General features: G+C 57.3%; 12 protein-coding genes and 4 pseudogenes. 7 read left to right on the forward strand and 9 right to left on the reverse strand.

The window, feature by feature from the left end; all coding sequences use genetic code 11:
* Positions 1-52: 52 nt before the first annotated feature.
* The 4 genes and pseudogenes from ACIPY9_RS24160 to ACIPY9_RS24175 form a co-directional block, all read left to right on the forward strand.
* Positions 53-772, forward strand: a pseudogene (locus ACIPY9_RS24160) (NADH-quinone oxidoreductase subunit L); the annotation flags it as partial.
* 39 nt (positions 773-811) lie between these two features.
* Positions 812-2,344, forward strand: a complete 1,533-nt coding sequence (gene nuoM / locus ACIPY9_RS24165; protein WP_400707673.1) for an NADH-quinone oxidoreductase subunit M — start codon at positions 812-814, stop codon at positions 2,342-2,344.
* 7 nt (positions 2,345-2,351) lie between these two features.
* The gene (nuoN, locus tag ACIPY9_RS24170) at positions 2,352-3,809 is read left to right on the forward strand and encodes an NADH-quinone oxidoreductase subunit NuoN (protein WP_400707676.1); all 1,458 of its coding nucleotides are present in this window, start codon (positions 2,352-2,354) and stop codon (positions 3,807-3,809) included.
* 247 nt (positions 3,810-4,056) lie between these two features.
* Positions 4,057-4,296 (forward strand): hypothetical protein, encoded by a 240-nt coding sequence (locus tag ACIPY9_RS24175; RefSeq protein WP_400707679.1) that lies wholly within the window; start codon positions 4,057-4,059, stop codon positions 4,294-4,296.
* 66 nt (positions 4,297-4,362) lie between these two features.
* On the opposite strand, the gene ACIPY9_RS24180 is transcribed toward ACIPY9_RS24175, so the two are convergent.
* From ACIPY9_RS24180 to ACIPY9_RS24205, 6 genes and pseudogenes are all read right to left on the reverse strand, one after another.
* Complete coding sequence (locus ACIPY9_RS24180; protein ID WP_400707702.1) at positions 4,363-5,184, reverse strand: methyl-accepting chemotaxis protein; 822 nt, start codon at positions 5,182-5,184, stop codon at positions 4,363-4,365.
* A gap of 36 nt (positions 5,185-5,220) precedes the next feature.
* Positions 5,221-6,042 (reverse strand): annotated as a pseudogene (locus tag ACIPY9_RS24185) (cache domain-containing protein); the annotation flags it as partial.
* Positions 6,043-6,154: 112 nt separating this feature from the next.
* On the reverse strand, positions 6,155-7,477 hold the full coding sequence (locus tag ACIPY9_RS24190; RefSeq protein ID WP_400707681.1) for a sensor histidine kinase: 1,323 nt from the start codon (positions 7,475-7,477) through the stop codon (positions 6,155-6,157).
* Positions 7,474-8,142 (reverse strand): response regulator transcription factor, encoded by a 669-nt coding sequence (locus ACIPY9_RS24195; protein WP_400707684.1) that lies wholly within the window; start codon positions 8,140-8,142, stop codon positions 7,474-7,476. Before ACIPY9_RS24195 ends, ACIPY9_RS24190 begins: the two co-directional genes overlap by 4 nt.
* Positions 8,142-8,450 carry a PepSY domain-containing protein gene (locus ACIPY9_RS24200; protein ID WP_400707687.1) on the reverse strand — a complete coding sequence of 103 codons (309 nt, stop codon included), beginning with the start codon at positions 8,448-8,450 and terminating at the stop codon, positions 8,142-8,144. The genes ACIPY9_RS24195 and ACIPY9_RS24200 overlap by 1 nt, the downstream gene beginning before the upstream one ends.
* Entirely contained in the window at positions 8,450-8,758 is a 309-nt protein-coding gene (locus ACIPY9_RS24205; RefSeq protein ID WP_400707690.1) for a PepSY domain-containing protein, read from the reverse strand. Before ACIPY9_RS24205 ends, ACIPY9_RS24200 begins: the two co-directional genes overlap by 1 nt.
* A gap of 189 nt (positions 8,759-8,947) precedes the next feature.
* Here ACIPY9_RS24205 and queD point away from each other — a divergent pair, with 189 nt between their 5' ends.
* Complete coding sequence (gene queD, locus ACIPY9_RS24210; RefSeq protein ID WP_400707693.1) at positions 8,948-9,304, forward strand: 6-carboxytetrahydropterin synthase QueD; 357 nt, start codon at positions 8,948-8,950, stop codon at positions 9,302-9,304.
* A gap of 163 nt (positions 9,305-9,467) precedes the next feature.
* Here queD and ACIPY9_RS24215 read toward each other — a convergent pair whose 3' ends face one another.
* A complete protein-coding gene (locus tag ACIPY9_RS24215) occupies positions 9,468-10,082 on the reverse strand; it encodes a YitT family protein (protein ID WP_400707696.1) in 615 nt (204 codons plus the stop codon).
* Positions 10,069-10,254, reverse strand: a complete 186-nt coding sequence (locus ACIPY9_RS24220) for a hypothetical protein (RefSeq protein ID WP_177128753.1) — start codon at positions 10,252-10,254, stop codon at positions 10,069-10,071. Before ACIPY9_RS24220 ends, ACIPY9_RS24215 begins: the two co-directional genes overlap by 14 nt.
* A gap of 196 nt (positions 10,255-10,450) precedes the next feature.
* On the opposite strand from ACIPY9_RS24220, the gene ACIPY9_RS24225 reads away from it, so the two are divergent.
* Positions 10,451-10,915, forward strand: coding sequence for an Lrp/AsnC family transcriptional regulator (locus ACIPY9_RS24225; RefSeq protein ID WP_400707699.1), 465 nt, complete (start codon positions 10,451-10,453; stop codon positions 10,913-10,915).
* Here ACIPY9_RS24225 and ACIPY9_RS24230 read toward each other — a convergent pair.
* Positions 10,890-11,219 (reverse strand): annotated as a pseudogene (locus ACIPY9_RS24230) (transposase domain-containing protein); the annotation flags it as partial. The gene ACIPY9_RS24225 and the pseudogene ACIPY9_RS24230 overlap by 26 nt on opposite strands.
* Here ACIPY9_RS24230 and ACIPY9_RS24235 point away from each other — a divergent pair.
* Positions 11,215-11,362 (forward strand): annotated as a pseudogene (locus ACIPY9_RS24235) (hypothetical protein); the annotation flags it as partial. The pseudogenes ACIPY9_RS24230 and ACIPY9_RS24235 sit on opposite strands and share 5 nt — an antisense overlap.

Raw genomic sequence — 11,362 nt, forward strand, 5'->3', positions numbered from 1 at the left:
GGGCGGGTGCTGATGCCCCACATCGTCGGCCCGATGGACTGGCTGCTGGCGTGCCAGCTTCATCGTCGGTGGTGCCGCACTCGCTGCCCTGCCGCTGCTGACCGCCGGTTTCTACTCTAAGGACGAAATCCTCTGGGAAGCCTTCGCCAGCGGTCACAAAGGCCTGCTGTATGCCGGTCTGGTCGGCGCGTTCATGACGTCGATCTACACCTTCCGCCTGATCTTCATCGCGTTCCACGGTGAAGCCAAGACTGAAGCCCATGCCGGTCATGGCATCGCTCACTGGCTGCCACTGTCGGTGCTGATCGTACTGTCGACCTTCGTCGGCGCCATGATCACACCTCCACTGGCCGATGTACTGCCACAGAGCGTCGGTCATGCCGGCGGCGAAGCCAAGCACAGTCTGGAAATCGCTTCGGGTGCCATCGCCCTGGCCGGTATCCTGCTGGCCGCCCTGCTGTTCCTGGGCAAGCGTCGTCTGGTGACGGCCATTGCCAAAAGCGGTCCAGGACGCCTTCTCTCGGCCTGGTGGTTTGCGGCATGGGGCTTTGACTGGATCTACGACAAGCTGTTCGTCAAACCTTATCTGGCGATCAGCCATGTGCTGCGTAGCGATCCGTTCGACCGCACCATCGGTTTGATCCCGCGTCTGGTCAAGGGGGGTCATGACAGCATGAGCCGCACCGAGACCGGCCAGTTGCGTTGGTATGCTGCCTCGATAGCCGTGGGTGCCGTTCTGGTACTGGGTGCCGTCGTTCTGGTTGCGGTCTGACATGAACCTTGCGAATTTGCGAAAGGAATTGAGCCCGTCATGATTCTGCCTTGGCTAATCCTGATCCCCTTTATCGGCGGCCTGCTGTGCTGGCTGTGTGAGCGCGTCAGCGCCACACTGCCGCGCTGGATTGCGCTGCTGACCATGTCCCTCGAACTGGCCCTTGGCCTCTGGTTGTGGGCTTTCGGTAACTTCAGCTACGCACCGGTTCCCGGTGCCGATCCAAGCTGGACCCTGGAATTCCACCAGCAGTGGATTTCGCGCTTCGGCATCAGCGTGCATCTGGCGCTCGATGGCCTGTCGCTGTTGATGATCCTGCTGACCGGCCTGCTCGGCGTGCTGTCGGTGTTGTGCTCCTGGAAGGAAATCCAGCGCAAGGTGGGCTTCTTCCACCTCAACCTGATGTGGATTCTCGGCGGTGTGGTTGGCGTGTTCCTGGCCATCGACCTGTTCATGTTCTTCTTCTTCTGGGAAATGATGCTGGTGCCGATGTATTTCCTCATCGCGCTCTGGGGTCATAGCTCGTCGGACGGCAAGAAGACACGTATCTACGCAGCGACCAAGTTCTTCATCTTCACCCAGGCCAGCGGCCTGATCATGCTGGTGGCGATCCTGGGTCTGGTACTGGTGCACTTCAACCAGACCGGCGTGATCACCTTCGCTTACGCGGACCTGCTGAAGACGAAACTGGCACCGGGCACCGAATACATTCTGATGCTGGGCTTCTTCATCGCTTTCGCGGTGAAACTGCCGGTCGTGCCCCTGCACTCCTGGTTGCCCGACGCTCACGCTCAGGCACCGACGGCCGGCTCCGTCGATCTGGCCGGTATTCTGTTGAAGACTGCGGCCTACGGTCTGCTGCGCTTCGCCCTTCCGCTGTTCCCCAATGCGTCGGCCGAGTTCGCGCCGATTGCGATGGGCCTGGGTCTGGTCGGGATCTTCTACGGTGCCTTCCTGGCTTTCGCACAGACCGACATCAAGCGTCTGATCGCGTTCTCCAGCGTTTCGCACATGGGCTTCGTTCTCATCGGTATCTACTCCGGCAGCCAGCAAGCCTTGCAAGGTGTCGTGATCCAGATGATCGCCCACGGTCTGTCGGCGGCTGCACTGTTTATCCTCAGCGGTCAGTTGTACGAGCGCCTGCACACCCGTGACATGCGTGAAATGGGCGGCATCTGGTCGCGCATTGCCTACCTGCCAGCCATCAGCCTGTTCTTCGCCGCGGCTTCTCTGGGCTTGCCAGGCACCGGTAACTTTGTCGGCGAGTTCCTGATTCTGCTGGGCACGTTCGTCAGCGCTCCGTGGATCACGGCCATCGCCACTTCCGGTCTGGTATTCGGCTCTGTCTACTCGCTGATCATGATCCACCGCGCCTACTTTGGCCCGGCCAAGTCCGAAGAGATTCTCAAGGGCATGGATGGACGGGAACTGATCATGGTGCTGGGCCTGGCTGTATTGCTGATCGTGCTGGGCGTCTATCCGCAGCCGTTCCTCGATACGTCGGCAGCGACCATGCACGGCGTGCAGCAATGGCTAGGCACTGCCTTCACTCAACTCGCTTCGGCCCGGTAAGAGCGCTATGGACCTGACGATTCAACACTTTATTGCGCTTGCCCCGCTGCTGATCACCAGCATCACCATTGTGGTGGTGATGCTGGCCATCGCATGGCGCCGCAATCACTCGCAAACATTCCTGCTGTCGGTAGCCGGGCTCAACCTGGCACTGCTGTCGATCTACCCGGCCTTGAAAGTCGCGCCGCTGGCCGTAACGCCACTGCTGCAAATCGACAGTTTCGCCTGCCTGTACATGGCAATCATCCTCGCCTCGACCCTGGCCTGCGTGACCATGGCGCATGCCTACCTGGGCGACGACAAGACGGGCTATCCGGGTAACCGCGAAGAGCTTTACCTGCTGATCCTGCTGGCTGCGGCCGGTGGTCTGGTGCTGGTCAGTGCCAAACACCTGGCAGGTCTGTTCATCGGTCTGGAGCTGCTGTCGGTTCCTGTCTACGGTCTGGTTGCCTATGCCTTCTTCAACAAGCGTTCGCTGGAAGGCGGCATCAAGTACATGGTGCTCTCGGCCGCCGGCTCGGCCTTCCTGCTGTTCGGTATGGCACTGCTCTACGCAGAAGCAGGCAGCCTGAGCTTCGACGGTATCGGCAAGGCCATTGCCGCCACCGGCATGCCAAGCCCGATCGCCAGTCTGGGTCTGGGCATGATGGTTGTGGGTCTGGCGTTCAAGCTGTCGCTGGTGCCCTTCCACTTGTGGACACCGGACGTCTACGAGGGCGCTCCTGCCCCGGTTGCCGCCTTCCTGGCAACCGCCAGCAAGGTGGCCGTTTTCGCCGTACTGGTGCGCCTGTTCCAGATCTCCCCGGCAGCCAGCAGCGGCGTGCTTCACGACGTACTGGCCGTGATCGCCGTGGCTTCGATCCTGGCCGGTAACCTGCTGGCGCTGACCCAGAACAACCTCAAGCGTCTGCTGGGCTACTCCTCCATCGCCCACTTCGGCTACCTGATGATTGCACTGGTGGCCAGCAAGGGTATGGCTGTAGAGGCCATCGGTGTCTATCTGGCGACCTACGTCCTGACGTCTCTGGGCAGCTTCGGTGTGATCACCATGATGTCCTCGCCGTACAGCGGCCGCGATGCCGATGCGATGTTCGAGTACCGCGGCCTGTTCTGGCGTCGTCCGTACCTGACCGCCGTCATGACCCTGATGATGCTCTCCCTGGCGGGCATTCCGCTGACCGCTGGCTTCATCGGCAAGTTCTACATCATTGCCACCGGCGTTGAGTCGCAACTGTGGTGGCTGATCGGTGCTCTGGTCATTGGTAGCGCCATTGGCGTGTTCTACTACCTGCGGGTGATGGTCACCATGTATCTGGTCGATGCCAAGCTGCCTCGCCACGATGCGGCCTTCAACTGGGCACAGCGCACCGGTGGCGTCATGCTGCTGGCTGTCGCGATCCTGACCTTCGTGCTGGGTGTGTACCCACAACCGTTGCTGGATCTGGTACTGAACGCCGTGCTGTAACAGACAGAGCGATCGGTAATGAAAAACCCTGCTTCGGCAGGGTTTTTTTTGGGTCTGTCATCAGGGATGGGAAAATCGATAAGCATCCGCCTCCTGAAGCGCAGCACGCATGAGAACCAAAGCTTCGTTTGTGCTCAGACTTCCCCGAATCGCGACGGACACGTCCTGATCGGTGGAGGTAAATTGACGTTCTGGCGCAACAAGATGCGATTATCTATGGCTCCCCCACCTATATGGGCGGTCACGCATGGCAGTTCAAAAACATAGCCAGATCTGGGTCGGAACAGGCGTGATGCCTTCCAACAAGAAGGTGCATGGTCCTGACGATGTGAACTGGACAGGAAGCTTTGCCGGTGTGATGGCTATCTTGCCATCCGATGCCTCGACCGAAGAGGCTCCCCGCAGTGGCGATTTGAAAACGGCTGAACTGCTGGGCGAACGAGTGACCAGAATCGCTGAAAAACTTGCGGTGCAGGTTGTGCGCTGATCAGGATCGAGAGAGAAAGCCAGATGGAAACGTGACAGGGACCGTTCGATCCCTGTCACGTCTGGATCAGACGCGGAACTGAGCCACCAGCCCTCCCAGGCGCTTGCCCAGATCGAACAGGCTGCGGGACGTCTGTGCGCCTTGCCGGGTTTCATCGGCCACGCTTTCCACGGCGGTCGCGATCTGGTGGACACTGCGGTTGATTTCCTCGGCAACCGCTGTCTGCTCTTCGGCAGCACTGGCGATCTGGGCGTTCATGGAGTTGATGGTTGCGATCAGCTCACTGATGGTCACCAGTGACAACCCGGCCTCGTTGGCCTGGGTCGACGTGCCATCACCCGCTTCACTGGAACGGCGCATGGCGCCCACCGCTTCCTGAGTGCCTTTTTGCAGACGGTCGATCATGCCCTGGATTTCCTGGGTACTTTGCTGCGTTCTGCTGGCCAGTGCCCGCACCTCATCGGCGACCACCGCAAAACCGCGCCCGGCCTCCCCTGCCCTCGCGGCCTCGATCGCTGCGTTGAGTGCCAACAGGTTCGTCTGCTCTGCAATGGACCGGATGACGTCCAGCACGCTGACAATCGACGACACGTCCTGCTGCAGGCTATCGAGCGACGAACCGCTTTTACGGATGTCCTCCACCAGCACGTGAATCTGCCGGATACTGCCATCGACCACACGCTTGGCGGTGCGCCCCTGCTCATCGGTCTGCTGAGCGGCGATGGAAGCCCCTTGGGCACTCTTCGCGACTTCCTGGGCTGCGGCGGACATTTCATTGATGGCGGTTGCCACCTGATCGGTTTCATGGCGCTGACGGTCCATCGCCTGCTCCGAACGTTGCGCCTGATCGGAGACCTCACTGACCAGCCCGGTCAGTTGTGTGGTCATCTCGGTGATCTGGCGAACGATGCCATGGATCTTGTCGACAAAGCGGTTGAACGACGCGGCGAGGTCTCCTAGCTCATCCTGGCTGGTGATAGCCAGACGGCGTGTCAGGTCGCCTTCGCCGGCGGCAATATCGTCCAGGTTGTTTTTCATCAAACGCAAAGGTCGCAACAGGGTTCCGGTCATCACTACACCGATGGCACCGATAATCACGAGTACCAGCAGGGTAATGCCCGCAATGCTGTACAGCATGCCCTGCAGACGGGCATCGACGCTTTGCCTGACGACAGCGATCTGAGCTTCGACACCGTCGAGATTGACGGCACTGCCGACCACCAGATCCCATTTGGGCAGGTATTCGGTGTAACCCACTTTCGGAACAGGCTCCGTCTTGCCGGGCAGCGCCGAAGAATAGTAGGAATAATGCGTGCCCGTCTTGGCAGCGGCTACCAGCTCTCGATTGAGATAAACGCCATTGGGATCCCGGACCTCCTTGAAGCTCTTGCCCAGACCATCGGGACTTGTACTTCTGAAAATCCGTACGACCTCCGAATCATAACCGAACAGATAGCCATCCTTGCCGTAGCTCACAGAAGCCATTTGTTTGATTGCATTGGCCTTGGGCGCCTCATCACCTGGCGCAGCAGCATCGTAGATGGGTTTGATACCACTGAGTGCGATATCTACGTAATTCTTCAGCGTGGTCCTGGCTTCCGTCAGCAAACGCTCCCGTGTCTCGCTGACCTCTCTATCGGCCTGTTGATGGAGGATAAATACCGTGGTGGCGCTTATCACAAGCGCAAACAACAACACTGGCAAGACTGCCAACGACAATACCTTGGCTTTCAAACTCAGACGCATAGATTGGCCTATCGGTTATTTTTATAGGAGAAGCACTTTCACCCTTTATCGGCAAGCCGGTTGAGGAATTAAGATCCTCTCTATTTTTTGTAGGATAGGTCCGAGAAAAGCATCAAGGCGAAGTACGTTCGGGAAGGTCGATACGCACGCGCAGACCTCCCATCGGGCTGGTGAGCAAGTGCAGATCACCGCCCCAGGCATCGACAATATCGCGCACGATTCCGAGCCCCAATCCATGGCCGGTGATCTGCTCATCGAGGCGGGTGCCACGGCTGAAAACGCCGGCACGTTGAGCTTCGGGAATACCTGGACCATCGTCGTCGATCAGCAGACAGAAACCTTGCCCCTGACGCGTGATGTTCAGACGGACCTCACTGTCGGCCCACTTGCAGGCGTTATCCAGCAAGTTACCCAATAGCTCGAGAATGTCTTCCCGGTCCCAAGGTAAATGCAGGCCACTCTGAACATCGTTGACCAGATCAAGATGTTCACCGTGGATCATCTGCAAGGTGGAAAACAGACTGGAGAGTTCTGCATCGCAATCGAAGCGGGCACCTGGCAATGCATCGCCGGACAAACGAGCGCGATTCAATTCCCGCTCCAGCCGCAACCGGATGTTTTCCAGTTGCTCATGCAGGGTCTTGCGCAAATCCGGATGGGCATCCAGTTGCTCGCTGGAAGCCAGACTCAACAGGACCGCCAGCGGGGTCTTCAATGCGTGCCCCAGATTGCCCAGCGCATTGCGTGAGCGTTTGAGGCTGTCTTCGGTATGGGCAAGCAAATGGTTGATCTGGGCAACCAGAGGCTCAAGTTCGAGCGGCACCTGATTATCCAGTTGCGAGCGCTGGCCTTTCTGCAATTGCGATATCTGCTCACGAACCCTTTCCAGAGGGCGCAAGGCTCGGCGTACCGTTACCCGCTGCAGGACAAGCACCAGTATGAGTGCGGCAAGCCCCAACCCCAGACCAATCTGCTGCATGCGCTGAAAACTGGCTCTGACAGGTGTGTAGTCCTGAGCAACAGTCACTGTGATCTGTTTCCCGAACTTTCTGTAATCGGCCGTCAACAACAAAAGCGATTGCCCTGTGTGTCCCAGCTCAAGGTCTGCGCGCAAGCCCGGGCCGTCAAGCTTTGGCAGCTCGAAATCCCAGAGTGATCGGGAACGCCAGGAGCCTTGTGGAAAATCAAGGCGGAAGTAATGACCGGAAAGCGGACGTTGATAGGCCGCCGACAGTCGCTGTTCATCCAGCTGGATTCCGACAGGCCCTCGCACCAGGGCAACCAGCAGGCTTTCGCTTTCCTTGCGCAGCCCGGCCTCCAGATAACGCTGCAGGCCCAGCTCGAACAGATACAGACTGGTCTGGGCCATGACCAATCCCACCACGACCAGTACCGCAATAAGGCCAAGGCTCAAACGTCGCTGTATGGACTTCAACCGTTATTACCGCCAAACAGATAACCCTGGCCGCGACGGGTTGTGACCACCGAACGCCCGAGCTTGCGCCTCAGATGATTGACGTGGACTTCAATCACATTGGAGTCGCGTTCATTTTCACCGTCATACAGGTGCTCGGAAAGATGGCTTTTGGAAAGAATCTGCTCAGGATGAAGCATGAAATAACGGAGCAGACGAAACTCGGCAGAAGTCAGTTGAATGTCCACACCATCACGGATGACACATTGCCGGCTTTCATCCAGATGAAGCCCGGCAGACTCCAGGGTCGGTTGATTGGCCAAACCATGAGACCTGCGCAGCAATGCCTGAATGCGCAATTGCAGTTCTTCTGGATGAAAAGGTTTGGTCAGGTAATCGTCCGCACCGGCTTTCAAACCTTCTATACGTTCGGACCAGGATCCACGCGCCGTCAGGATAAGAACAGGCACCGCCAGGCCTTTGGCACGCCACTGTTCAAGCACCTGCAGCCCCGGAAGACCAGGCAGCCCCAGATCCAGAACAATCAGGTCGTAGGGCTCGCTCACACCTTGATAGACCGCGTCACGGCCGTCCGCCAGCCAGTCCACGGCATACCCTTGTCGGCCAAGGGTCGAAATCAGTTCGTCTGCCAGAGGAACATGATCCTCAACCAGTAATAGCCGCATCAATCATCTTCCTCGTCTTCCAGAAGCCGGCCGTCACGCGCATCGAACTTGAGCTCACGAACAACCCCTTGCGTGGTCAACAGTTCAAACTCATAGATGTACCGGTCATTCTTTTCTTCCAGTTCAGCCTCTAGCAGCCTGGCACCTGGATGATGGCTCAATGCTTGTTCGATGAATTGCTCAAGAGGCAGAATCACACCGCGCTGTCGCAAATTGAGTGCCTCATCCTGATTCAGGTCCTTGGCCTGCGCAACTACACAGAGCAGCCCCAAGCCAAGGATCGCGTAGAGACGCTTGTCGACCTTCATTAATTGTCCTGATGGTTTTTGTATATCTGACCAGTAACAGCGTCTATCTTCAGGTCCCAGTGAACACCGTGGGTATCACGTAACTCGACCTGGTAAACGTATTTACCATATTCGTTCTCGAGTTCCGTCTCGGTAATGGTTGCACCGGGGTGCTTGGCCAGTGCATGTTCATTCAGTTTTTCAAAAGACTGGATCGTTCCCGCGTCCCTCAGACGCAAGGCTTCATCAGGCCCAACGTCTCGTGCCATGGCCAGTCCGGCGGGCAGCATAAGCGTGGCGGCAGTCAGCAAAGTTGTCAGCGCGTTCATTATGAGGCTCCCTGTGCAGAAATGCTTTCTACAGAGCCAAGATAAAGGCATCAACTTAACTCAAGCTGAATCTATCTGGCTACATGCCACCACAGAAAGGCCTGCCCTCCTCCTGTCAGAGCGTGGTGTTTCAAGCCTTTGCTGTTAAACTCGCCCTCTGCATCACCATCTATCCAGAGCCTATACACAGTGGAAATTTTCAAAGAGTTTACTTTTGAGTCTGCGCATCGACTCCCCCACGTACCTGAAGGCCATAAATGTGGGCGCCTGCATGGGCATTCGTTCAAGGTCGGTATTCACCTGTCTGGAAAGGTTGACCCCCATATTGGCTGGATACGCGATTTCTCCGAGATCAAGGCCATTTTCAAACCGATCTATGAACGCCTGGATCATAACTATCTCAACGACATTCCAGGGCTTGAAAACCCGACCAGCGAAAACCTGGCGAAATGGATCTGGGATGAATTGAAACCCTTGCTGCCAGAACTCTCGGCCGTACGCATTCACGAAACCTGTACCAGTGGATGTGAATACCGCGGAGAGTAATACCCGCCCATTAAAAACCACCTTGACGGTGGTTTTTTTGTAAGCGGCTGCCGAACACACCTACCGAACCCCACCATCGCCCGGAACAGCTTCGTGCCTTTGCGACACAGGCATTGCAGTTGCAGTCCCGGGTCGAGGCGCTGAGCAAGAAGATTCAGCTCGCTTACCCGCGATAACGTCCAGGCTTGTGCCAGATGATGAGCACGAGGTTCATCGCTACAGTTCCCACCAGAGACCAAACCATCTTATCGACTGGCAGGTAGAAACTCGCAATGAGGAACAGGATGCAGTCACAAGCAAGCTGAGAGATACCCGCGTTAATCCCGAAGCGCTTCTGTACCCAGAGGACGACCGATCCGGTTCCCCCCATGGAGGCATTGTGTCTCGCAAGGCACAGGATGCCCATTCCCAGGAGTGTCCCGCCGATCACCCAACCGACCGAAGGATCCACACCGGAGACATTGAGAGCCGGTGTAATGAGCTTGACGCCCGCACCTAGGGCGAAACTCACAAGGACACTTTTGAGGGTGAACGCTCGGCCCATGGTGAACAGAGCAAATAGAAGGAACGGGACGTTGATAGCCGGGACAAGAGTCGATGTAGGATAAGGACTAATGAATGACCCCAACAAGGCCATCCCAGCGATGCCCCCTGTGATAAGCCCAGACTTGCCCAGGATGGCGATTCCAGTTGCGGCCAAGGCGATTCCAGTAAACAGGCCGTAGGCGTCATCAAGGGCCGTGTGTCGAGGATATAGGGCGCTGTCATTGGTGCTCATGTGTCGCCTCCAATGAAACCGAGCGGCGCTTCGTGAGGCCCTCAACGGCTGTCACGCGGGCGATCTCCACGCCATCCCGAGCGATGATTACCTCGGTTCCGTAGATGACTTGTTCAAGGATGAATTCAAGACTCTTCAGAGCCTCTGGCATGTCGTATCTCACTTTGTGCATCTCGCTGTATTCCTTTTGGGAGTCCAGCCCTCTCGTGGTCTGCCGTCGGTGGATTGCACACTCCGGCGCACTGATGACGTAGCTTGCTGCGCTACTGGGCTGCAATGGAATTATCTCCCTCCGACCACAGAAAGTGCTTTCGTCCTGTTCGGCTAAATGCCTACCATTCAGTAAATATTTCTGAGGTTTGCAGAACATGCAGAACAATCAATTGGACAGCATGGACAGGAGGATTCTCGGGGTTCTCACGCAGGATGGCCGAGCGAGTCTTCAGGAAATCGGGAAGCAAGTAGGACTGTCCTCAAGTCCTTGCTGGCAGCGCATCAAGCGCATGGAGGAAGCTGGGATCATCCAGGGATACCAAGCGAGAATCGACATGGCGTCTCTCGGGTATGGGGAAGGGCTGATAGTTATGGTGACTCTCGACCAGCACGGTGATGAAGTGCTCGCCACGTTTGAGAAGGCCCTCGCTGAGATTCCTGAGGTCATCGAAGCGTATCTCGTGTCCGGTGAATACGATTACTTTCTCCGTCTCGCAGTGAAGGACACACGGGATTACGAGAGGCTCCTCAGGGAAAAGCTCTACAAGATCCCAGGTCTACGACATTCGGTCTCCAGCTTCGTCCTTAGGCAGCTCAAGGCGGCGAGTGTGCCGCTGTAACGTGAACGTACCAGGAACACGCCTTGCGCAGGCTAGCCATCCACTGATGCGGCAGCAACTGCTCGATCTCACAGGTCTTCTGCGTCGGCAGCCGCATCAACACATCCTTGAGATAGGCATACGGATCATGCCCGTTCATGCGCGCCGACTGGATCAGGCTCATGATCGCCGCAGCCCGTTTACCGCTACGCAGCGATCCGGCGAAGAGCCAGTTCGACCTACCGAGCGCCCACGGCCTGATCTGGTTCTCCACGGCATTGTTGTCGATGGGCACCGCACCATCATCCAGATAGCGCGTCGATGCAGAGAACACCATGAAGGTACCCGCCTATACGTTACTGGATGCATCCGAGGGGTACGATCTCGGCAAGGTGGGGCTCAAGGGTGTCGATGTACGAGTGAATGCCAATAACCTGACCAACGAATCCTACATTGCATCCTGTGCAA

Origin of the sequence: Pseudomonas sp. NPDC089734 (assembly GCF_044748865.1) — a bacterium.
Taxonomy (GTDB): Bacteria; Pseudomonadota; Gammaproteobacteria; order Pseudomonadales; family Pseudomonadaceae; genus Aquipseudomonas.

Bases quoted from the DNA above. Each gene is read 5' to 3' on its own strand.
- nuoM (WP_400707673.1), top strand. From the start codon at position 812: ATGATTCTGCCTTGGCTAATCCTGATCCCCTTTATCGGCGGCCTGCTG.
- nuoN (WP_400707676.1), top strand. From the start codon at position 2,352: ATGGACCTGACGATTCAACACTTTATTGCGCTTGCCCCGCTGCTGATC.
- ACIPY9_RS24175 (WP_400707679.1), top strand. From the start codon at position 4,057: ATGGCAGTTCAAAAACATAGCCAGATCTGGGTCGGAACAGGCGTGATG.
- ACIPY9_RS24180 (WP_400707702.1), bottom strand. From the start codon at position 5,184: ATGACCACACAACTGACCGGGCTGGTCAGTGAGGTCTCCGATCAGGCG.
- ACIPY9_RS24195 (WP_400707684.1), bottom strand. From the start codon at position 8,142: ATGCGGCTATTACTGGTTGAGGATCATGTTCCTCTGGCAGACGAACTG.
- ACIPY9_RS24200 (WP_400707687.1), bottom strand. From the start codon at position 8,450: ATGAAGGTCGACAAGCGTCTCTACGCGATCCTTGGCTTGGGGCTGCTC.
- ACIPY9_RS24205 (WP_400707690.1), bottom strand. From the start codon at position 8,758: ATGAACGCGCTGACAACTTTGCTGACTGCCGCCACGCTTATGCTGCCC.
- ACIPY9_RS24215 (WP_400707696.1), bottom strand. From the start codon at position 10,082: ATGAGCACCAATGACAGCGCCCTATATCCTCGACACACGGCCCTTGAT.
- ACIPY9_RS24220 (WP_177128753.1), bottom strand. From the start codon at position 10,254: ATGCACAAAGTGAGATACGACATGCCAGAGGCTCTGAAGAGTCTTGAA.
- ACIPY9_RS24225 (WP_400707699.1), top strand. From the start codon at position 10,451: ATGCAGAACAATCAATTGGACAGCATGGACAGGAGGATTCTCGGGGTT.